Source organism: Streptomyces fildesensis (assembly GCF_016107395.1).
GTDB classification, from domain to species: Bacteria; Actinomycetota; Actinomycetes; order Streptomycetales; family Streptomycetaceae; genus Actinacidiphila; species Actinacidiphila fildesensis.
The window spans coordinates 1-22,047 of record NZ_JAAIKO010000074.1; the positions used below are offsets into that span (position 1 = coordinate 1).

Sequence of the window (22,047 nt, forward strand, 5' to 3'; positions counted from 1 at the left end):
GATGCCACTACCAACGCCGAGGCCACCACCCCCACATGCGGTTGCAGTATTAGCCAAACCGGCGATCCCGCGCATCATTAGTAGTCCACCGCCACGAGATACCCGTTCGGCGAAAGGACCGACCGACGATCACCCCGCCGCGTAGCTCGCACGGAACAGGTCCTGCGCACGCTCCACGTCCCTCGTCGTGCGGAGTTGTACTTCCAAGTCGCCGGTCCCGTGGTGGCCGAGCCCAGACACGTCCCGGGTGAACCCGGGAGCCAGGTCGACGCGCTTCGGGTCGACCTTCAGGTAGACCAGGAGCTTGCTCCGCTGGGGCGGACAGACGCAGGCGAAGTTCCGCAGCCGCTGATACGCCCGGTACTGCTTGCGCTCCACGCGGCTCACGCCGTCGCCCAGACCACGCAACGCCTCGTCAACCGCCGTCGCCAGGTCGGCCATCGACGCGCCCTGGATGTCGGCTGCCGTGCGTGCGCCGGCCTGTCGACGTGCCCGCCGAGGCGCCTGAGTCCCGCTGCTCACGGACGCGAGGGTCTCCAGGCCGAGCAGGTCGCTGCCGAACAGCCGGTAGCGGACCAGGTCGATCGACCTGCGGTGCTCGCGTACGGCGTGTACGTCGTAGCGCGTGAAGTCGCCGGCGATGCAGATCAGCCTTGGCGCGCTCCAGAGCACCTGGGCTGCGGCCGTTGCCCCGAGCTGGTCGCGGACCAGGTGCTCGAACTCGCGGCGGTGGTCCATCAACCAGGCCATGTAGAAGAGCCCTTGATGGATCGCCCCTGCGTCGACCCCGCGCTTGAATTCCACGATGACCGGCGACCCGTTCTCGTCCAGGCCAAGCGAGTCGATCCGACCGCCGTGAATCGGCCCAGTGCAGTACTCGCTGGCCAGGAACCGGACGCCTAGCAGCGTCTCCATGTGCGCCTCGACCAGACCCTGCACATCGGCCTCGACCTCAGCAAGATGCGGCATGACCTCGGTCATGCCGCCAATGGTCGTATCCGTGCGGAACAGCTTCAGGCCCGACACCTTCCCCTCCTCGCCTCGGAGATCATCAACGCCGAGTCGGGGCAGGATTGTTTCCGCGAGGGACTTCGGGGGTGTGAAGGTGGCGTGAGAGGCTATCTCCGTCCGCCGCGTGGAGTCCGACTTCCCACGGCTCGCGGGGATCGAAATCCCACATACGTCCCACAAGATCGTGGTGCGAGCGCCCGGAGGGCTCCGTTTTCGCAGGTCAGACCCCATCGCTCGGTGGATAGGGCGAGTGCCTTCTAAGCACTTGGCCGCACCTTCGAGTCCTGCTGGGCGCACCACCCCTTTACCCATCTGGCCTGCCCGCCGGACGAACCCTTTTCACAGGTCAGGGTAGAGGTGATACCTCTCGACGTATCCGGTGCACCCCCTCCCGTGAGCAGGTGCCCACGGGCTGCGTCGGGCCGTGGCTGGACTTCTGCGGGTGGCTGCGGCGAGTACGCGGCGAAGTTCACGGGGCGGTCTCGTCAAGGGCATCCCGTAGTCTCTGGCGGGCGCCGACCGCAGTGCTCCCCCCACGAGCGGGGTGTTCCGTCCGGGCCGCCTTCGTCGAGGTCGCAGTGTCCGTTCTCCCCGTGCGAGCGGGGGTGGTCCGCGCCGGTCGAGACACCCTCAAAGCGATCGCCCGTCCGGTTCGACGCCGCCGTGGGCCCCCGGGCGTAGTTCAGGGGCTCGTTGTCAGTGGCGGTTGGTATCTCTGGAGCGTGGTTGAGCTCAAGGGTGCGACGGGGCTGAGCAGGCGGGTGGATGCCCGCTTGTGGGGCAAGGAGAAGGGATTGTTGCGGCCGTATCCGGTGATGTGTCATCTCCTTCTACCGACGGCGCGCCTGGCTCCTTGCTCAGCAAGGTTCCGCGCGGTCCGAAGCCAGCCGAAGCGTAGAAACGGACGGCTCCCTCATTCGGCGCGAAGATGCCGGCATAGATGATCAAGACACCATGCTCCGCGGCAGCATTCTCCGCCGCCATCAGTAAGGCCGCCCCGACACCCTCGCCGCGATGCCCGTCCAGGACGACGGTGTGGATGTCGGCCGCACGGCGGGGAGTCAGGATCTGATGGTCCGGAGGATCCGCCAGCAGGATGACCTCCACCATGCCCACCACGTCGCCCACCACCTCGGCAACCAAGATCAGTACCTTGGACTCGGCCGCAAGCACCTCCTCGAAATGCCTGCGCACAGCCTCGATGTCGGGCACGCGGTAGACGGCCGGATCGAGTTGAACATGCCTTTCGGCATTCGCGAGACGCAGGCGGACAAGCGCCGGCACGTCCTCCCACTCGGCGGCCCTCACCAAGATCGGCATGTGCGGGAGCCTTCCAGATCGCCCATCCCCACCGCAAGGGCGGGGGGCAACTCAAGCCGGGGCAAACGTTGCCTGATGCGGCACTAGATGCAGTGAGAGGTCCCTGCAGGGGTATCTGGCGACGTTCGGACCTGCTCAGAGGGCGGCAGCCACCCGTTCAACCGACCCGGCATCCACCCGTTCGCCGCTTTCATGTGAACCCGTCCTCGGACAGGTCTCTGACCTGCACCAGTGATGCTCTCGCAGCCCCACTGAAGCTCGGACTTCCCTCCTACCATCCCCTCCGTCCCCCGCTGTTGGTGGTGGGGAGGCTGGGGACACGAAGCCGGCACATCGAGAACAAACGCCAGATTCTCGCGCCGGCGGCAGGCTGGCCTCAGCCTGCCGCCCGCACGCGCGGGCCAACTGCATGAGAGCGTCAACGACCTGCTGCTCCTCGACTTCATAGATCCGGCAGAGATCACGGACATCGCGCTGACTGATGCGGCGCTGGCCGAGTTCCAACCTGGTCATCTTCGGTTGAGAGACCAACAACAATGCCGCTGCCCTGGTAGACGTCATGCCCTTGGCCTGCCGAAGCTTGCGGAGCACTGCACCCAGCTGGCACCGCTTGCTGGTGGGGCTGGCGTCGGTGTTCACAGGGACACGCACCTCCGGTGGGGTCAAGGCCGTCACACGCGCGGCAGGACAATCGATACTGCAAGCGTCGAACCACCAGCGCAGGCCAAGATCAATGCGTGGAGGAATGACACCGCGCGACCGTAGCGAGCGCGGCGCGCGGGTGAAGCTCAGAGACGAAACCGGGACGGCCGATGAACGGCGACGGACACCAGCCGACCCGGCGCCAAGCCGCACCAGGCGCCAGGAGCGGCCGCCTGGGGCGGGCGAGGCAGCATCATCGTCCCGTCAACAAAGGCTCCACGCGATCATCGCCGTCCGCATGTCCACCCATGATCAAACTGGTATATGCCGAACACCGGTGCCCATGGCGCAACCGGTATTACAACCATCCGCCATCAGAGCGAACGCGCTCGCCACGACCCGCACACCCCCTGGCTCCCCTCCACCACGCCGACGCCTGGCCGCGGCAAAACGCCCGCCACGGCCCCGTCACCCGCACGATCACGGAGCGACCGCCAGGAGTCAGAACCCACCTGATGGAGCCCGCCGTCTACACGTACGAAGCCAGTGTTTGCCGGCCGGTCGTCCTGGTGCCAGGCGGTATCACGGCCGCCGGTCCTTGGCGGGTGGGAACACAGCCGAAGGTCGAACCGCCGGAAGAAAATCCCCGCATGGACTTGGACAGTGAAAACCCAGCCGTGTCAGACCTCATTGCTGCGATCCGCGGCGGCGACCTCCCCACCGTGCACCGACTGCTCGGTGAACGCCCCGCCCTTGCGACGGCCCGCTTCGGCGGCACCTCAAAAGGACGCACTGCGCTGCATATCGCCACCGACTGGCCCGGCTACTACCCGGCGGTCAGCTCCGCGCGGCCGACCTGCTCCTACGCCACGGCGCGGACATCCATGCCACTCCCGGCTACGCCGAGGCACGGTCGTGAACATCGCCACGGATCCCGACACCCGACGTGAACTCCTGGCGTCATCGACTGGCCGGCCTCGTCCTCGAAGACTACCCAAGCTCTGTTCACCGCCGCGGTGCTCTTACCCGCGGCCAGACCTCCCGCCGCCACAGCTCCACCGCGTCGTCGTCCCCCTCGATCGCGCGCCGGGCGGGCTGCTGCCACGACCAACCGTGCCGCCGAAGCAGCCGCCACGTGCCCTCCACGGTGTACGAGACATGGAACAGGCGGCCGATCATCGTCTTCACCCGGGCCAGCGTCCACCGCTGGTCGGCCCACCCATGCGTCAGCGGGCCACGCTCCAACTCCCGCTCCAGCCGCGCTATCTGCGTCTCCGACAGTCGAGGCCGGCCAGGCGAACCCTTCGACGCCACCCCGGCCAGGCCCTCCTCGCGCCACTGGCGCCGCCAGCGTTCCACCGACCGCTCCGAGACCCGCAACGAGGCAGCGATCTCCCGATTCTTCTCGCCAGCCTCGAAGCCAGCCACGGCCTGGAGCCGGACCTGCTCTCGCCCGGCCCTCTCGGCGTCGGTCAAGCCGCCGCCCTGCGGATATCTCACCCCACCAGGACTACCGAAGCCACCCACGCGCTGTCCGGCAAACAGCCCGACATCACCCGATCAAGTTCAGTACAGGGGCTTCATCGCCTATGACTTGGCGCCGGATCGGCATCACCGTGTTCACGTGCTTTCTGTTCCTGGCCGCACCGGCTGTGCGCACGGGCCGGACATTGTCCGGCCCGCGATACCGGCGCGCCCCACGTGCCCGCACGACGGGGTTCTCCTCGCTCTCCATACTGTCTGCCCAGCGCGATCGCGCGTCGTCTGAGGCGCCCCCTTCCGGCACCCGGACAGCCAGGTTCAGCTCGTCCAGCAGCCGCAGTGCCTCCCCCATCGAAACCTGGGATCCGCGGGCCCACCTTTCCACAGACCCCGCCAAGGTCGGATCAAGGCCGCTCAGCTCAGCAGATCACGAACAGACGCTGCCTTGGCGATCCCCCTGCCACCGCGCTCCTCTACCGCGTGCTGCTGCCCTTGCGTCTACTACTCGTGAGCTGGCCCATGAACGCGACGATGAAGCCGGCCACAAGCATCACCGCGCCGGTGAGGGTGCCCCACGCCCGGGTTTCGGGATCGCGGCTCAGCATGCCGAAGACAAGCTGCCAGCACAGGGCGAAGGCCACTATCAGCTGGCCCCAGCCATAGAGACGAGGGTTGCGGACGTGACGCCGATTCCTGGGCAGCACCCAGCCACGGGTGACCGCCGCGAGGCCGACGGCGGCGATGAGCGACGCTATGAGGAGAAGGGGCAGAGCAAGGTAGGGGTTCATGATCTCTCTCCCGCGCGCCGGACCCACGCCGGACGCCAGCGAGATCATGACACGGCTGTGACGCGTCTCCAGACGCTGCCCCCGCGCCGATCGGCGAACGGCGTCAGATGGGATCGCCGCTGTAGGACAGTCCCGTTCGGTCCAGGCCGAGTTCGTGGAGCGCGGCGCGCAGGGACAGGTCGGCGCGGTGGACGATGAGGGTAGTGCGGTGGGCGCGGGCGGCGGCCATCAGGGGGAAGAACACCGAGGCTGCCGCCGTGCCCAAGCGGGGGACCTGCGTGAAGTCGAGGTGTGCCTCGGTGGGTGAAGCCTGCAGGAGCGCCGCCAGCAGTTATCCGATAGTTGCGGCGTTGTCGTGGTTGATCGGGAAGGCCCCGCGCACGGTCGATGAACGGGTCGACAGCACCGGAAGAGAGCTGTTGCGGTGAATATGGTTTCGACCCGGACGCAAAGGGCGTGTCACGGAGCGGTCCATGGTGCTGAGTGTGGTCTTGATCGTGAGGTCCGTACCGCACCCGGTGCGGAGCTGTCTCACCCTCAGGGAGATTTGATGTTGCGTATCGCCAAGGCCGCCACGGTCATTGCAGCTATGGGCGCCGCCCTGTTCGGCGGTGCGGGACTGGCCGCCGCCGACGCCGACGCGCAGGGTTACGCGATCGGCTCGCCCGGTGTGCTGTCGGGGAATCTGATCCAGGTGCCCATCCACATTCCGGTCAACGTGTGCGGCAACACCGTCAGCGTGCTCGGTGCGCTGAACCCGGCGTTCGGCAACCGCTGCGAGAACACCTCAGACCACCACATGGGTGACCAGGGCGGTCAGGACAACCGCGGCGAGGGCAACTGGGGCCAGGACAACCGCGGCGGCGATGACCACAGCGGTCCGGCCCAGTGGGGCAACGACCACCACGGCAGCGACATGCACGGCGCCGGCATGGCCAACTGCGACCACTGATCGCGCTCCGGCGCGTGGGGCGCGCCTGATCGGGTTGCCGGTCTAGCGTCGTGCGGCGGTGCGGCGTGCGCGGCCGGCCTACGGGTGATCCACTTTCTGCCGGATCGTATGCCAGCCCTCCAGAGTGATGTGGTCGGTGCACGGTCTGCTTTTCCCGCTGCCCCGGGAAGGGTCGGGGGCTTCGTTCGGTGACCACAGCACCGGACGAAGCCTTCCCTGCCGACCTGGCACGGCACGCGCATTCGCTCGCGTTCCACGACCCCTTGTTCATGATGCGCGGGTCCGTTTGTGAAGTGTGGCGTGCGCAGGAGCCGCCCGCCGGGTGTGTGGGCGGGGTTGGTGCAATCGTCGTAGCCATCCGGGTGGCCTGCGAACGAGATGCCGGCATACCTGTGCCAAGAGCGTTAGCGGAGACGGTCGTTGGATGCCAAAGCAGGGAGGGGCAGTGTCACCGGAAGGAGCTGCCCCGCCGGCCGGTACGCGTCTTTGCCTCCTGGGGTCAGCGTCTTGGTGAGCTGCCGCTCGTGAGTCGCTGTGCGATCGCGAACGGTACTGCTTCCGCAAGGTGCAGTGCTGGGGGGAGGAGGTCTTCCCAGAAGGCATCGACGTCGGGGGGCGATGCCGTCGTCAGCCGGCAGTCGGCGGCTTCGGACTCTTCCGGATAGCGGCCGTTCGTCTTGGTGTGGGTGACGTTGAAGGAGGCGCTCTCCAGCAGACCGAGCAGGTCCACCTGCTCCATGCCCGCGGACCTCCAGGGCTCGTCGGCTCGAAACGCCAGAAGCCGCGCGTAGGGCCCGGAGAAGATGCCGCGCAACTGGCCCAAGGTGGGTTCTTCCGCCGCCAGGACTTCCAGGGTCTGGGTACTGAGGGGTGGTCGGCCGCAGGTCAGGCGGTCCCAGATGGTGATGCCCAGGACAGTGGCCGCGCTGGCGTATCGCCAGGTGATCTCCCCGATGGTCCGCTCGTAGGCGACCGCTGCCGAAGAGGCCGCTCGCGCCGCGAGCTGATGATGCGGCGTTGGGCCCTGTCCGGTGTATCCCTCCTCCAGATCGGCCTTGGCCAGCAGTCTCCGCGTCAGGGCGCGGGCGCATTCCCACTCTCCACGCAGCTCTACGTGCGCGCGGTTCAGGCATCGCAGCGCCCCCGACTCCTCACTGCTCAGCAGGCCGAGATCCTTCAGGTCGGGAAACCGTGGGCTCATCCGCTCCCCCTTCGCCTCAGCTGGGCGGCGGGAGGAGTTCGACCCGCCCGCGTGCCCAGGCTGGAAACGGTCACTCCCGCACAACCATCCAGCGAAGGACGCAATACCCAGATATCGGGACGGTGACGCCCGATGCGGTCGGCTGTGCGCCGATGGCCATAGGGGTGGCGGTGCTCGGACCTCCCTGCGCGCGGGACGACGGCCGCCTGGGCCGGCCCTGTCGGCGGCCATGCGCGAAGACGGCCCGCCGGCGGACGCTGCCCGCAAGAGGCGTCCGATAACCGCACGTGGCTGCCGGTCACTCGGGTGGCGACACGGTTGAGCGCCGGGTGACCACGTTCGGCCCAGGAGCGTTGCGGGGGCTCTGAGTCCATGGTGCTTTATTCGTAGCTTAAGTCACATTACGGGCATTCTGTGCATGGCTCCGTGTGCGGCTCCGAGCGCTCGCTGCACACCGCCGCCACGCCGGCCACTGGGCAGGCACCGGCTCTCACCTGGAACGGATGTCCCATGCCACGATCCCATCCGCGACGCCGCAAGAGTCCGACCCGCCCCGCCGAGCGAACCCTCGCGGCCGTGGGCACTCTCGCCCTGGTCGCCGCCGGCATTCTGACGACCCTCGGTCCCGGGGTCAGCTCCGCCTCCAGCCACCGCGAGGCACCGCTGACCGCCGGTGACCCGAAGGTCGACAACACTGACGTGTACGCCTTCACCAGCCCCGACAAGCCCGACACCGTGACCCTGGTGGCGAACTGGATCCCGTTCGAGGAGCCCAACGGCGGACCGAACTTCTACCCGTTCGCCAACGACGCCCGCTACAACATCAAGATCGACAGCGATGGTAACGGTAAGCCTGACGCCACCTACACCTGGGCGTTCACCGATCACATCCGGGACGACGCCAACCAGTTCCTCTACAACACCGGCGTCGTCAATTCCGTGGACGACGCGAACCTGAACTTCCGCCAGACGTACAACCTGACCGTCACCGACGCGAGCGGGAACTCCAAGACCCTGCTCAAGGACGCGCCGGCGGCCCCGTCGAACACCGGCAAGGCCTCGATGCCCGACTATGCCGCGCTGCGCAGCCAGGCCGTGGTGCCGTTGGCGGAGGGCGGGCAGTCCTACGCCGGTCAGGCGTCCGACCCGTTCTTCCTGGACCTGCGGGTCTTCGACCTGCTCTACGGCGGGAACCTCAAGGAGAGCGGCCACAACACGCTCGCGGGTTACAACGTCAACACCATCGCCCTGCAGGTCCCCAAGAAGGACCTGGCCCTCAAGGGTGATGCCACCCGCAACCCGGTGATCGGCGTGTGGTCCACCACCGACCGCAAGGGTGTCCAGGTCGCCGCTTCCGGCAGCAAGGGCGACGAGGGCTCGCAGTCCAAGGGCAATGAAGGCAGCGAGGGCAACGACGCCAAGGGCGGGCCGCCCACCGAGGCGGGCTGGCACCAGGTGTCCCGGCTGGGCAACCCGCTGGTCAACGAGGTGGTCGTGCCGCTGAAGTACAAGGACGCCTTCAACGCGCTGACCCCGGACAAGGACCACACGGTCACGCCAGTCGTCGACAAGGTCAAGGACCCGATCGTCCCGAAGCTCGTGCAGAGCATCTACGGTATCCCCGCCCCGGCCGCGCCCCGCGACGACCTGGTGGAGATCTTCCTGACCGGTGTGTGCAAGGACTGCGGACCGATCAAGGCAGACCTCAACTCGCAGCTGCTCAACGCCGACGTCCACAAGGACGCCTTCACCCCGGCGGAGGAGCTGCGGCTGAACATGGCCGTGCCGCCGTCCGGCAACCCCAGCCGTCTGGGGGTCCTGGGTCAGGACCTGGCCGGCTTCCCCAACGGCCGACGCCTGAACGACGATGTCGTCGACATCGAGCTGCAGGCCCTGGAAGGCGCCGCGCAGACCGGGAAGATCGTTCCCGCGCTCGCGGCCGGTGACGGCGTCGACACGCCCTACCGCCAGACCGGCACCTCCTTCCCGTACGTCGCACTGCCCAACACCGCCGCGGTCAACCAGGCCGACTCGCAGCGGCCGGACGGCGGCATCGGAGCCGGCCTCGGCGGCACCGCCCTGAGCGGATCCACCGTCGTTCCCGCCACCGCACTGGGCGGCGGCGCGCTGCTGGCCGTGGCCGGAGTGCTGTACCTGCGCCGGCGCAGGCACGCAGGCCGTCCGTGACCACCCCTGCCGCACCTGGCCGCCTGCGCTCCGCACTGGAGCGCAGGCGGCCGCGGGGGCTGTGCAGGTTCCGCCCGGCACGCCCCCGCCGGGTGGCCGCGTCCCTCGCCGTCCTGACGGGCATATCGCTGGCCTCCTTCGGCACCTGCGCCCTCATCACCGCCGGGCCAGGACCCGCCAGGAGCGCGGACGTCGGAACCCTCCCCGTCTCCCAGGGCGGGGGCCGGACCGCCTCTGCCGGAGCTTCGGCTCCGGCGCCGGTGCGTATCCGAATACCCGGGATCGACCTCGACGAGACCCTGATCCATCTGCAGGTGCGGCAGGACGGCCACCTCGGCGTCCCCGAGGGCCCGCAGCAGGTCGGGTGGTGGAGCGAGGGCCCCCGTCCGGGGGATCCTGGCGCCGCGATCATCGTCGGCCACGTCGACTCGCGTACCGGCCCGGCCGCGTTCTACAACGTGTCCTCCCTGCGACCGGGGGACGCGATCACCATCGACCGCGAGGACCACTCCCACCTCGCCTTCACCGTCCGGGCGCTGCGGCAGTACGACAAAGAGGATTTTCCCGACGACCAGGTCTACGCCACCGCCGGCGCCCCCGCATTGCGGTTGATCACCTGCGGCGGCACCTACGACAAGGCCCTGCACGAGTACCGCGACAACATCGTCGTCTACGCGACCCCCGCCGACCCACAACCCGCGGCACCGCCATCAGCCGCCTCCCCATCAGATGTCCCAGACCGGAGCGGGAATTGACCGAGTCCGAACGCATGCGCCCCGCACGCCGTCACCACATCCGGCTCGCGGTGATCACCAGTGCCCTGGGAGTGGGTCTCTTCCTCGCCGGCGGCCTCGGCCTCTCTCCGTGGCCGGCCGCACGATCCGAGCAGGGGACTCCCGCCGCCGACGCGGTGAGTGCTCCGGTCAGTGATCCGCTCGCGGCGGACATCACCGGGTTGCAGGACCACTTGCGCAAGACCCCGCAGGATCCCGTCGCGCTCGCCACGCTCGGCCTGGACTACGTCCAGCAGGCGAAAGCCACCGCGGACCCGTCGTACTACCCCAAGGCGGAGGAGCTGCTCAAGCACTCGCTGGCCGTGCAGAAGGCAGACAACTTCACCGCACTGGGCGGCATGGCAGCCCTGGAGGCAGCCCGCCACCACTTCACCCCCGCACTTAACTGGGCTCGGCAGGCCGTCGCCGTCAACCCGTACAACTCCTCGCTGTACGGAACCCTCGCCGACGCGTTCACCCAACTCGGCCGCTACGGCGAGGCTGCCGACGCCGTGCAGCGCATGGTCGACCTCAAACCGGGGACGCCGTCGCTGTCTCGTGCCTCGTATGTCGCGGAACTGCGCGGGGACACCGACACCGCCCGCACCGACATGCAACGCGCTCTCCAGGACGCGGCCGGGCCCGCCGACCGGGGCTTCGCCCACTACTACCTCGGCGAACTCGCTTTCAACACGGGCGATCCGGCCGGTGAACTGGCCCAGGCACAGGCCGGACTGCACGAAGCCCCCTCCTCCGTCGCCCTGCTCCAGGCCAAGGCCCAGGCCGAAGCGGCGCTCGGCAAGACGGACGCCGCGATCGCCGACCTGACCCAAGCCGTGCAGCGAGTCCCGCAGCCCGAGTACGTCCTCGCGCTCGGTGAGCTCTACCAGTCCCTCGGCCGCACCCAGGAGGCAAACCAGCAGTACCAGGTCTTTAGGGCCGAGCAGAAACTCTTCGCCGCGGGCGGAGTCGCCCTCGACTCCGACGCCGCCCTGTTCGAAGCCGACCACGGCAACCCGCAGGACGCCCTCACCATCGCCCGCCAAGGTCTGCGGACCCGCCCGTTCCTCGAATCCCACGACGCGCTGGCCTGGGCCCTGCACACGAACGGCCGTGACCGCGAAGCACTGGAAGAATCGAACGAGGCACTCGCCCAGGGCACCCGCAACGCGCTGTTCCACTACCACCGAGCCCTGATCCAACAGTCCCTCGGTGACAGCGCGGCAGCGCGGACGGATCTGACCCTGACCCTGACCATCAACTCCCGATTCAACCCGCTGCACGCCCCCAACGCGCGGGCCATTCTCGCCGCGCTTCCCAGCACTCCGTAACGAACCCGGCCCAGGTGGGAAGGCACGGCTGAGAGATCGTCAACCGCGTGAGCGCACCCACCTGGGCTGTCGGTCTGACTGACGGCAAGAAGGTCCGCGCCCGTGCTGGCCTGGCACTTTGAGCAGCGCGCTGCGCTCCGGACGAGCCTCAGCCCGCCAGTCGGCCTCCGACGGCCCGTTAGTCTTCCTGGATGTATCAAGCTGTCGTCGGCTGTACGGACCCCGATCCACGGCTTCGTTTGGTCCAGCTCGTGGAGCGGGGCGATGCGCTGTTGCGGCAATTGGAACGCACCGCGCAATGCGTCGCGGCGGCTGACCGCCGTGAGGCTGTCAGCCCTTCCGCCGGGACACTGACCGCTATGAGGGAAGTCATCTCCATTTACCAGAAGATCGCGCAGCGGTACGTGGACGCGGACCTTGATGACGCTACGACGCTGCGGCACCTGGCCGACACACTCGACGGGACCACCCGCTGCGTGCGGCTACTGACCCCCCGGAACGGGCAACTGCCTAGCGTCACCTGCCGCCCTTGACTTCCTGCGCAACCTCTCAGACGCAGCCCGTGCTTCGTCGCGCATGATTGCGTAAACGACATTGCAGGCGTGGACGGCCACACGTGCGAGCGGGCGCGGGTACGTAGTAGTGCGGCGGCGTCTTCGACACAGAGGTCACTCGCCCGGGTTCGCCTGGGCGGATGCCAGCAGCAACCGGCCGGCTGGCGAACACCGGGCCGCCGCCGGGTCCTGCCCGGCCGGGGAGGAGATACTGGAGGACGCCAGCCGGACCTTCGAAGACCCTTGGGACTGGCCGAGGCGGACGGGGACGTCCAGCAGATGCTCCGCGGGAGCGGGGAGCACGCGGGCTGATCCGCGCACTGGGTGCAGGGCCACTCCTATGGCGCTGGTGGCCAGAGCGCTGCGAGGCCGGTGGGCTCGAACGAGGCCAGGCCGTGTGCCGTGGCAGGGATCCCGGCCGCGTTCGGTCTACTGGACGAAGCTGGCATCCATGCTGCCCAGCGGCTGGGAGTTGTCCTGGGCCAACGGGAGGGCGATGTCGAAGACCTGCTGGCCGGTGGGGAAGTTGCCGACGCGGTCGGCTTTTCCGTTCAGGACGTTGACGCGGTAGAAGCCGTAGGTGCCGCTCGCCTGCAGCGCGGCGAAGCCCCGGTTCTTTCCGGCCTTGGGCGAGTAGTAGATGTCGAAACCGGCCGACGGGCCCGCGTTGACTCCCAGACCGCCCGTGGGCGCGAGGGTTCCGGCGTTGGCCGGGGACTGCAGCGAGACGCGGACGTTGACGGTGTCGATGTCGAACAGTGACGTCGCGGTCGCGGTGTTCAGGTCGTTGTTGGTGTACGCGGCGCCGGTGACACCAAGCGCGGTGGTGGGCGTGGTGGCGGGCGGGACGGCGGGGTTGGTCAGGGTGCCGTCGACGGTGGTGGTGAGAGGGGCGGCGGGATCGTCGATGTTGTGGCGCAGGTTCTGACCGGTGTCGCTGATCACCCGCAGACGGTTGGCAGCCGGGTTGAAGACGCCGAAGTTGTTGCCCTGCAGCGCCACGGTCAACTGCGAGACCTTGCTGGCGTTCGCGTCGCGGTCGACAGTGTAGACGCCACCCTTGTCGCCGACGCCGTACAGCTTCCCCGCCTGAACACGGAAGTCGATCCCGACCAGCTTGGTGTCCCCCTGCAGGCCGTGCACACGGCCGCCCGAGCGGAGCGACTACGGCGCGTCCTCGGAGAAGCTGACGAGCCGCTGGTCGACGGTGAGGCCCATCACCTTCAAGCCGTCACCGTGCCCGTCGCCTGCCGCCGCTGTGGTGGCCGACGCAAAGGGACAGGCCAACGCGAGCGCCAGAGCAGGAACGACTATCGCTGCACGCATACGAGTCTCCCAGGGGAAGCAGCCCGAACCGGACGCCGGGCGTCACTCCGTGACACAAACACACCAATTCCTGCATGGCCCGTCACGAAGACCGTCCGGGGGATGCCGCAGACCAGCACGCTCACACCGCCAGGTTCACATTCGGTGACCGACGTGAGCGCTGACGTACGGCCGGGGCCCGCGAGGGGTTCAGTCGGCGGAGGGCTCGGCGGAGTGCAGCCCGACTGTCCACTTCTCCTCGATGCGGCCGAACTTCCAGACCCCAATGGCGATGATCCAGGTGGTGAAGAACAGGCCGACGATGATGAAGCCGATGATGTTCAAATCCAGACCACCGACCCAGTCCCAGAACGGGCCGTGCAGATCGAGTTGGTCCGCGAGCAGTCCGAACAGTTCGACGGTCCCGATGATGAGAGCGACGGCGACGGACAGCCCGGTGATGGTGAGGTTGTAGTAGACCTTGCGGACCGGTTTGGAGAACGCCCAGCCGTAGGCGAAGTTCATGAACGATCCGTCAATGGTGTCCAGCAGGGACATGCCTGCGGCGAACAAGACCGGCAGGCACAAAATCGCGTACCAGGGAAGTCCGGAGGCCGCGCCGGAACCGGCAAGGACCATCAGGGCGATCTCGGTGGCCGTGTCGAAGCCCAGGCCGAACAGCAGGCCGAGCGGATACATCTGCCAGGGCTTGGTGATCGACTTCATCACCCGTCCGAGCAAGCGGTTCATGAAGCCACGGTTGTTCAGTTGTTCCTGCAGGGCCGCTTCGTCGAAGTGACCGGTGCGCATCTTCCGGAAGACTTTCCAGATCCCGGCCAGGATCACCAGGTTGATGGCCGCGATGATGTAGAGGAAGGCGCCGGAGACGGTGGTGCCGATCAGGCCGGCCAGGTGGTGGAGCTTCGAGTTGTCGTCCTGGACCGGTCCTGCGAGGGCCTTGATGCCCAGCGAGAGTAGGAACGCAAGGACGAAGACGATGCTGGAGTGGCCGAGGGAGAACCAGAAGCCCACCGAGAGCGGGCGCTTACCCTCACCCATGAGCTTGCGGGTGGTGTTGTCGATGGCCGCGATGTGGTCGGCGTCGAAAGCGTGCCGCATGCCGAGGGTGTACGCGGTCACCCCCATCCCGATGCCGAACGCCTTGGTGCCCACCGTGTAGTGCTCCGGTGCGACGATCACCACCAGCGTGAACCAGCCGATCACATGCAACGCCAGGATGAACGCGGCCATGCCGCCAAGGCGCGTCCATTCCTGCCTGGTCATCGATGTGCGCAGGCGCGCCCAGCGCGATACCGGCGCGACGAGAGTTGACGAAGGAGCGGGGGAGGTGGAGGTGAGCGCCATGGGACTGCTTTCTTCCGGTCCGGTCAGGCGTAGCTCATTCACCGTAGAAGCACGGAGTTCCTACTTGCAACTGATGCGCAGTAAAGAATAAGCAATTTACCGAACCTCAAGTCCGAGGCCACTCACAATATCGTCCACCTGTGCGACCGGGCGATGCCAACCCTCAAATGGCCGCATAAGTTCAGGCCAACGGCGATACCTTTATGGACCCGCTGGTCGGAGGTTCCGGTCGAGAGAATTAAACGCGTAATCCTCTTGCGCAGCACGGGATGCAGAGCAGAAACGATCATCCAGCCTCCTCGACCACCCGCATGACCTGGGCATCTTGATTCCTGGGCAGAAAATAGTCCCATTAAATCCATCGGCGGGGTGGCTGGAAAACTCTCTCCATTGAGTGGAGTTTCATATCGGAGCCAATCCGCAGTGCGCTTGGCTCCGAAGAGCATGCGGAGGTCCAAACCTCCGAGACCGTCCCCACGTTCGCGAGAGAAAGAATCTTCATGACCGCAAACGCATCACCCGCCGGCAGCAGTCGGTGGAAGTCCGCGGCGATGCTGCTCGCGCTCGGTTCGGCAGTCGCCGGCGCCGCGCTGGCAGGACCCGGCACGGGTGTCGGCCAGGCGTCCAGTCACCGGGAAGCACCGCTGATCGCGGCTGACCCGCAGGTCGACAACACCGACCTGTACGCGTTCACCAGCCCGGACAAGTCCGACACGGTGACGCTCACGGCCAACTGGATCCCGTTCCAGGAGCCGAACGGCGGGCCGAACTTCTATCCATTCGCTGAGGACGCGCACTACGACATCAACATCGACAGCCAGGGCACCGGCAAGCCGGACCTGACCTACCGATGGACGTTCCGCAACGAGGACCTGCGCGGCGAGAAGACGTTCCTGTACAACAACGGCGTCGTGAACAACCTCAACGACAAGACGCTGCTGTTCCGCCAGCACTACTGCCTGCAGGAGATCCGCGCGGGCAAGAAGCCGGTCACGCTCGTCGCGGACGGCATCGCCACGCCCTCGAACGTCGGCAAGGCGTCCATGCCGAACTACGGCAGGCTCCGCAACCAGGCGACGCAGAAGCTGCCCGGTGGCGGCCAGACCGTCGCCACGCAGGCCGCGGACCCGTTCTTCCTGGATCTGCGGGTCTTCGACCTGCTCTACGGAGGCGACCTCTCCGAGACCGGCCACAACACCCTGAACGGCTACAACGTCAACACGTTGTCCATCCAGGTGCCCAAGTCCAAGCTCGCCTACAAGGGCAACGCCAAGCGCAACCCGGTCATCGGCGTGTGGAGCTCCACCGAGCGGCGCACCATGCAGCTCAGCCCCGGCAAGCAGACCCCCACGGGCAAGTACGTGCAGGTCTCACGTCTGGGCAACCCGCTGGTCAACGAGGCCGTCGTGCCGGCCGGGCTGAAGAACGCCTTCAACGCGCTGCCGCCGTCGGAGGACCACAACCAGCCGAAGGTCGTCGCGAAGGTCCTCGACCCGGAGCTGCCCAAGCTCATCCAGGGCATCTACGGCATCCCGGCACCCGCCACCCCCCGCAAGGACCTCCAGGAGATCTTCCTGACGGGCATCGCGAAGGCGACCAACGGGCCGCTGGCCGTGGACCTGAACTCGCAGCTGATGAACCTCGACATCAACAAGAAGCGGTTCGTTCCCGCCGAGGAACTGCGGCTGAACATGTCGACACCGGTCACGGCCAACCCGGACCGGCTCGGTGTGCTCAACGGTGACTTCCAGGGCTTCCCCAACGGCCGCCGCATGGGTGACGACGTCATCGACATCGCCATCCAGGCACTCGAAGGCGCCACTCCCGGTCACCTGATCCAGGCACTGGCCGCCGGTGACGGCGTCAACGGGCCGGGCGCCCCGTTCGGGACCACGTTCCCGTACGTCGCCCTGCCGTACACCGGTTCGGTCAACCAGGCCGGCTAATCCCGGCTAGTCCCCCACAGGCCGGTGCGGGCCGACGCCACCTGCCCGCACCGGCCCTTGTCAACGATCCAGCCGCAGGTTCGTCCGCGCAGGGCCCGGATCTGTCGTTCATACCGGTACGCAACAACCGCCAATGAGGGATGTCGTTCATGCGCCGCCTCGCCCTGATCGCCACCGCCGCCGCGCTGTGTGCCGGCCTGTCCGGATTCGCGGCACTGGAACACACCTCCAACTCCTCTCCCCCCACGGCGGCGCCCGCTCCGGCGGCCGACGCGGCCCATACCGCGCTGTCGATCGGTGCGGTGGTCAGCCAGCTCCAGGACAAGCTGCGCCTGCAGCCGGCCGACGCCGCATCGTGGGCGCAACTGGGCTCCGCATACGTCGAGCAGGCCCGGCTCACCGTCGACCCGACGCTGTACCCCAAGGCGGAAACGGCATTGCGGCGCTCGCTGACGCTGCAACCGGACGTCAACACGACCGCGCAGACCGGCATGGCCGGACTCGCGAACGCCCGGCACCAGTTCACTCAGGCTCGCACCTGGGCCGATCAGGCCGTCGCCGGCGATCCGTACGCATGGGCCGCCTACGGGGCACTCACCGACGCCCTGACCCAACTCGGCGACGACGCCGGAGCCCAGGCCGCCGTCCAGCGGATGCTGGATCTGCACCCCTCGACCGCGTCCTTCACCCGCGCCTCCTACACGCTGGAACTGCAAGGCCGGACCGATGAGGCGGCACAAGCCCTCCAACGCGGACTGGAGGACGCGTCCAACCCGGCTGACCAGGCCTTCTGTCAGCACTACCTGGGCGAGCTGTCCTTCAACACGGGTTCCACCACGGTGGCGTTGACGCACTACCGCAAGGCGTTGGCGTTGGATCCGACCTACACCGCCGCCCTCGCCGGCGCCGCCCGCGCCGAGGCCGCGCTGGGCCGGACCGCCGCAGCCGTCACCGACTACCAGGCAGCCATCACCCGCGTCCCCCAACCCCAGTACGTGCTCGAACTCGGCGAACTCCTGGAGTCCCAGGGCCGCACCGCGGAGGCCCGCGCGCAGTACAGCGTCCTGGAGGCCGAGCAGAAGCTGTTCGCCGCCAACGGCGTCGTCGACGACCTGAACCTCGGCCAGTACCAGGCCGACCACGGCAACCCGCGGCTCGCCGTCACCTTGCTCACCGCCGAATGGGGCCGCCGCCACAGCGTGCTGGTCGCCGACGCCCTGAGCTGGGCCCTGCACCGGGCCGGACGCGACGAAGAAGCGCTGCCCCTGGCGAAAGAGGCCAACCGGCTCGGCTGGCGCGATGCCACGCTGCGCTACCACCGCGGCGTCATCGAACAGGCGATCGGCGACGACCAGGCCGCGCGTACCGACCTGACGGGCGCCCTGTCGGCCAACCCCGCCTTCTCCCCGCTGCGCGCACCCGACGCACAAGCGCGCCTGGCCCGCCTCCAAGGACAACGATGACCCGTATCCGTGCCCACTCACGACGCGCCGCACTTCTCCTCGCCGGGATCCCGGTGCTCTTCTTCCTGGCCGCACCGGTCGCGTCCGCCCACCCCTTGGGGAACTTCACCGTCAACCGGTACGACGGTCTGACGCTCCACTCCGACCGGGTCGATGACCTGGTAGTGGTGGACACCGCCGAGATCCCCACCCTCCAGGCCATGCCCGCCCTGGACAGCGATCACGACGGCCGGCTCAGCGCCGCCGAAGCCGCCACCCACGCCCGCACCACCTGCGCCACGATCGCCCGCGCGATCCGTGCGACCGCCCAACCCCAAGGGACCGGGTCCTCACGCGCCGTCTCGTTGCACCTCCAGGTCATGACGACCGACTACCGGCTCGTGCGGGGCCAGGCCGGTCTCGACACCGGCCGGCTCGAGTGCCGGTTCAGCGCGCCCGCGGACCTGGGTGCCACCGGAACCCTCGAACTCACCACCGGAGTCGATCCGTCCCACATCGGCTGGCACGAGATCACCGCCCAGGGCGACGGGACGCGGATCGGCTCCTCGGACGTCCCCGCCGCCTCCATCTCCAACGAGCTGCGGAAGTACCCCGCCGACCTGCTGTCCAATCCGCCCGACGCCCGCCACACCCGCGTCACCCTCGGCAACGGCCCGGGGGCCGTCGCGGCGAACGCGCCGGGTTCGGGACTGCTGGGCGGCTGGTACGCGGCTCTGGACGCACGGTTGGGGTCCCTCACGGACCGGGACCGGCTCACCCTTCCCGTCGGACTGCTCGCCGTACTGCTGGCCCTCGTCCTGGGTGCGGGACATGCCGCGCTGCCCGGACACGGCAAGACCATTATGGCCGCCTACCTCGCCGGCCGGCAGGGCCGGCCGCGCGACGCGGTCACGGTCGCCACGACCGTCACTCTCACCCACACCGCGTCCGTCCTGGTCCTGGGCACCGCGCTGAGCGTCTCCTCCGCACTCGTCGGCGAACAGGCACTCGCCTGGCTCGGCACCATCAGCGGCCTCGTCATCATCGCCGCCGGAATCTGGCTCCTACCCGCAGCCCTCCGCACCGCGCGCACCCGGGCGGGGGCCCGGTCCGCGGACCGGGCCCCCGCACACGACGGCCACACCCACGGCAACCACGAGCACGGCCACGACCATCCGCACAGCCACGACGTGGCGGTCGCCGCCGCCGCCGAGCCCGTCGGAGCCGGCGAACTCGTCACGGCTTCTGTCGGAAACCCGGCCGTCGCCGCAGCCGGCACGACGACAGAGGCAGCGCTCGCCACGGGACCCGAGTCACACCACGACCATGCGGCGCCGAGCGCTACTGCTCACCAGCACCACGAGCAGCGCCACCAAAGCCACAGTGGCCACGATCACCCACACGGCCACAGCCATGGGGGGCACGGGCACAGCCATGGGCTGTTCGGTCACCATCATCTCGGCGGGTCGAGCGGCCGTAAGAAGGGCGGCCTCATCGGGATCGGCATCGCCGGCGGCCTCGTACCCAGCCCCTCCGCCCTGATCGTCCTGCTGGGCTCCATCGCCCTGGGCAGAACCGCCTTCGGCGTCGTCCTCGTCCTCTGCTACGGCCTGGGCATGGCCGCCACCCTCGCCGCCGCCGGCCTGCTCCTGCTGAAACTGCGCGACCGGATCCCGGCCCTGAACGGCGGACGGGCCGGCCGGCTCGCGACGTGGGGCGCACGCATCACCCCGCTGAGCACCGCACTACTCATCCTGGCCGTCGGGATGGGCACCGCACTGCGGGCCATGCCGCTGTGAACAGGCACCTCGGCCTCTCCATCACTCCGGAAAGCAGGAAGACCACCATGGCATCACGTGCTCGTACCCGCTGGGCCACCCTGTTCGTGCTCGGCGCGCTCGCGCTCACCGACTGCGGCTCCTCCGCCGCACGCACCGGGGCACTCGACACCACCTCCGACAGCAAGAAACCCACCTGCCGAACCCACCAGAGCGTGCTGCCCAGCCAGGACTACACCGGGGGAAGTGATGCCAAGACCCTGGCCGTCCTGGCGATGATGAAGTACTACACCGCTAAGGGAACGCTGCCCTTCTGCGACACCAAGCCCGCCACCGCACAGGACATCGCCTGGGCCAAGCTCTACACCAACCTCACCAAGCCCTGACGGCACGGTCGCCCAGGAGTGCCTCAACCCCCGGACTTGTCTCCTGGCCTCCGCTGTGCTGGGTCGGTCGCGCGCGGTCACGGCGTGGTGAAGGTGTAGCCGGCGTCCAACAGGCGTGGGATGTAGTCATTGAGAGCGGCAAGGGTCTGGGCCCGGTTTCCGCCACCGTCGTGATTGAGGATGATGGCCCCCGGCTTGACCGTGCTCAACACGGTCGAGGCAATGTAATTCTGGCCGGGGCATCGCCAATCCTGAGGATCCACGCTCCACGCCAGAGGACTCATCCCCAGCTGGAAACACGCATCCAGCGCCTTGGGAGAGAAGTCGCCACCAGGAGCACGGAACCAACGGGTACGGCATCCACCGGTGGCCCACTCGACGACGTCGCTGGTGCGCTCCAGTTCGTCGCGGACGCCCCCGGACGACAGACGACGCAGGTCGGGATGGGACCAGGTGTGGTTGGCGATCTGATGCTCGGCTTCATAGATCCGTGCGAGGACACTCGGGTTGTCAGCGGTGTTCTGACCCACCACCACGAACGTGGCACGGATGTCGTAGTGGGCCAGAAGCGCCAGAATCCTCGGGGTGTACTCCGTGTTCGGGCCATCGTCGAACGTCAGCGCGATGGCCGTGCGATCCGGGTTCGACAGTTCGTACAACGGTGACGTACGTAGAGCGGGTTCAGCCGGCTCAGCGGGAACGGGCACCGCCGCGGGGGGTGCCGCCGCGGCTGCTGGTGGAAGTGGCATGACGTTTGTGGTCGGTGTGATGGGCGTCCGGCCCGTACGAGTAGCGCCGGGTTCTCCCTCGGCAGGTTCGGCGGATTGGGCGCAGCCGGCCATCAGGAGGCTGACGCCGGTGGCCAGGATGAATCGTCGCGGCAACGCCTTCGGGACCGGTTCCATGCCCCGGTCTCTCACACCCCCGCAGGCCCGGACGGATAACCACACCGGCCCAGAGCGTGATTCAGCCGGGCAGACCCTTCCAGCGTGCCGGACGCGATGCCATCGAGTACAACCGGTCGGCGGAATCGCCCGTCCTCAGGGCCGGGCACCTCCCGGAACGCGTCAGTGATCATCCAGTTCGCCGTATCGCATCGGGCTGCCGTTTTGCCCTCTATGGGTACAGCGGGAGAAGCGTGCCGTGCCGGAATTCGTGCGGGACGCGGAGTACTGCGACAACAAGGCCTGGTGCTCGCGACGCTACCGGAACGGAGTCGGGCCCTGTGCCGGGGCAGGGATTCCGGTCGCGTTCGGTCCTGTTCGCCGGGGCAGCCAGCGTCCGGATGCCGCTTGTCCGCGAAACCGTGACGCGAGTTCGTCGCGACCTCTCCTGGTCCATCGCCTCGGATAACATTCCCTATTCGATGCAGCAGACCGGACAAGACGCCCCGTCGGACCCTTGCCGCGACCGACGGAACTCCCCCGCCCGTGACCGACCCCGCCGCACTCAACCGCACCCTTCACTACACCAACGACATCACCGGCGGTGACGTCGAGGCCATCGACGCATTCCTCGCCCCGCTCTTGGCTGTCCAGCGCGACGACCACTACGGCACAACCGGCTACAAGATGGCCTTCGCCC

General features: G+C 68.0%; 17 protein-coding genes and 3 pseudogenes. 9 read left to right on the top strand and 11 right to left on the bottom strand.

What is annotated here, in order from left to right:
- Positions 1-129 precede the first annotated feature (129 nt).
- The 6 genes and pseudogenes from C6N31_RS40540 to C6N31_RS40565 all read right to left on the bottom strand — a co-directional run bounded on the left by C6N31_RS40540 (position 130) and on the right by C6N31_RS40565 (position 5,508).
- Complete coding sequence (locus C6N31_RS40540; protein ID WP_187145165.1) at positions 130-1,026, bottom strand: DUF5655 domain-containing protein; 897 nt, start codon at positions 1,024-1,026, stop codon at positions 130-132.
- A 717-nt stretch (positions 1,027-1,743) separates the two neighbouring features.
- Entirely contained in the window at positions 1,744-2,331 is a 588-nt protein-coding gene (locus C6N31_RS40545; protein ID WP_138358152.1) for a GNAT family N-acetyltransferase, read from the bottom strand.
- Between the two features lie 135 nt (positions 2,332-2,466).
- Positions 2,467-3,186, bottom strand: coding sequence for a helix-turn-helix domain-containing protein (locus C6N31_RS46295; protein WP_368860196.1), 720 nt, complete (start codon positions 3,184-3,186; stop codon positions 2,467-2,469).
- 742 nt (positions 3,187-3,928) lie between these two features.
- Positions 3,929-4,473 (bottom strand): annotated as a pseudogene (locus C6N31_RS40555) (winged helix-turn-helix domain-containing protein); the annotation flags it as partial.
- A 455-nt stretch (positions 4,474-4,928) separates the two neighbouring features.
- The gene (locus C6N31_RS40560; RefSeq protein ID WP_232486260.1) at positions 4,929-5,291 is read right to left on the bottom strand and encodes a hypothetical protein; all 363 of its coding nucleotides are present in this window, start codon (positions 5,289-5,291) and stop codon (positions 4,929-4,931) included.
- Between the two features lie 55 nt (positions 5,292-5,346).
- Positions 5,347-5,508 carry a hypothetical protein gene (locus tag C6N31_RS40565; protein WP_187145164.1) on the bottom strand — a complete coding sequence of 54 codons (162 nt, stop codon included), beginning with the start codon at positions 5,506-5,508 and terminating at the stop codon, positions 5,347-5,349.
- 285 nt (positions 5,509-5,793) lie between these two features.
- Between C6N31_RS40565 and C6N31_RS40570 the strand changes: the two are divergent.
- Positions 5,794-6,084 (top strand): annotated as a pseudogene (locus C6N31_RS40570) (chaplin); the annotation flags it as partial.
- 610 nt (positions 6,085-6,694) lie between these two features.
- Here C6N31_RS40570 and C6N31_RS40575 read toward each other — a convergent pair.
- On the bottom strand, positions 6,695-7,396 hold the full coding sequence (locus C6N31_RS40575; RefSeq protein WP_138358162.1) for a hypothetical protein: 702 nt from the start codon (positions 7,394-7,396) through the stop codon (positions 6,695-6,697).
- Positions 7,397-7,906: 510 nt separating this feature from the next.
- Between C6N31_RS40575 and C6N31_RS40580 the strand changes: the two genes are divergently transcribed.
- The 4 genes from C6N31_RS40580 (at position 7,907) to C6N31_RS40595 (ending at position 12,220) form a co-directional block, all read left to right on the top strand.
- Positions 7,907-9,583, top strand: a complete 1,677-nt coding sequence (locus C6N31_RS40580; protein WP_138358164.1) for a DUF4331 domain-containing protein — start codon at positions 7,907-7,909, stop codon at positions 9,581-9,583.
- The gene (locus tag C6N31_RS40585; protein WP_307811601.1) at positions 9,580-10,338 is read left to right on the top strand and encodes a class F sortase; all 759 of its coding nucleotides are present in this window, start codon (positions 9,580-9,582) and stop codon (positions 10,336-10,338) included. The genes C6N31_RS40580 and C6N31_RS40585 overlap by 4 nt, the downstream gene beginning before the upstream one ends.
- Positions 10,335-11,687: a tetratricopeptide repeat protein gene (locus C6N31_RS40590; protein ID WP_232486261.1), complete on the top strand. Its 1,353-nt coding sequence runs from the start codon at positions 10,335-10,337 to the stop codon at positions 11,685-11,687. The genes C6N31_RS40585 and C6N31_RS40590 overlap by 4 nt, the downstream gene beginning before the upstream one ends.
- A gap of 191 nt (positions 11,688-11,878) precedes the next feature.
- On the top strand, positions 11,879-12,220 hold the full coding sequence (locus tag C6N31_RS40595) for a hypothetical protein (RefSeq protein WP_138358166.1): 342 nt from the start codon (positions 11,879-11,881) through the stop codon (positions 12,218-12,220).
- A 135-nt stretch (positions 12,221-12,355) separates the two neighbouring features.
- Here the strand turns inward: C6N31_RS40595 and C6N31_RS40600 are convergent, their stop codons facing one another.
- The 3 genes and pseudogenes from C6N31_RS40600 to nicT form a co-directional block, all read right to left on the bottom strand.
- Positions 12,356-12,544, bottom strand: a complete 189-nt coding sequence (locus C6N31_RS40600; RefSeq protein ID WP_164294189.1) for a hypothetical protein — start codon at positions 12,542-12,544, stop codon at positions 12,356-12,358.
- Positions 12,545-12,670: 126 nt separating this feature from the next.
- Positions 12,671-13,567 (bottom strand): annotated as a pseudogene (locus C6N31_RS40605) (DUF4394 domain-containing protein).
- Positions 13,568-13,756: 189 nt separating this feature from the next.
- On the bottom strand, positions 13,757-14,911 hold the full coding sequence (nicT, locus tag C6N31_RS40610) for a Nickel transporter NicT (RefSeq protein WP_232486262.1): 1,155 nt from the start codon (positions 14,909-14,911) through the stop codon (positions 13,757-13,759).
- Between the two features lie 500 nt (positions 14,912-15,411).
- Between nicT and C6N31_RS40615 the strand changes: the two genes are divergently transcribed.
- The 4 genes from C6N31_RS40615 (at position 15,412) to C6N31_RS40630 (ending at position 20,463) form a co-directional block, all read left to right on the top strand.
- Positions 15,412-16,857 (top strand): DUF4331 domain-containing protein, encoded by a 1,446-nt coding sequence (locus C6N31_RS40615; protein WP_138358168.1) that lies wholly within the window; start codon positions 15,412-15,414, stop codon positions 16,855-16,857.
- A gap of 149 nt (positions 16,858-17,006) precedes the next feature.
- Complete coding sequence (locus C6N31_RS40620) at positions 17,007-18,320, top strand: tetratricopeptide repeat protein (protein WP_198359484.1); 1,314 nt, start codon at positions 17,007-17,009, stop codon at positions 18,318-18,320.
- Positions 18,317-20,098 (top strand): HoxN/HupN/NixA family nickel/cobalt transporter, encoded by a 1,782-nt coding sequence (locus C6N31_RS40625; protein ID WP_198359485.1) that lies wholly within the window; start codon positions 18,317-18,319, stop codon positions 20,096-20,098. Before C6N31_RS40620 ends, C6N31_RS40625 begins: the two co-directional genes overlap by 4 nt.
- A gap of 47 nt (positions 20,099-20,145) precedes the next feature.
- Positions 20,146-20,463, top strand: coding sequence for a hypothetical protein (locus C6N31_RS40630; RefSeq protein ID WP_138358173.1), 318 nt, complete (start codon positions 20,146-20,148; stop codon positions 20,461-20,463).
- A 77-nt stretch (positions 20,464-20,540) separates the two neighbouring features.
- Here the strand turns inward: C6N31_RS40630 and C6N31_RS40635 are convergent, their stop codons facing one another.
- Positions 20,541-21,122: a polysaccharide deacetylase family protein gene (locus tag C6N31_RS40635; RefSeq protein ID WP_198359486.1), complete on the bottom strand. Its 582-nt coding sequence runs from the start codon at positions 21,120-21,122 to the stop codon at positions 20,541-20,543.
- Positions 21,123-22,047: the final 925 nt, after the last annotated feature.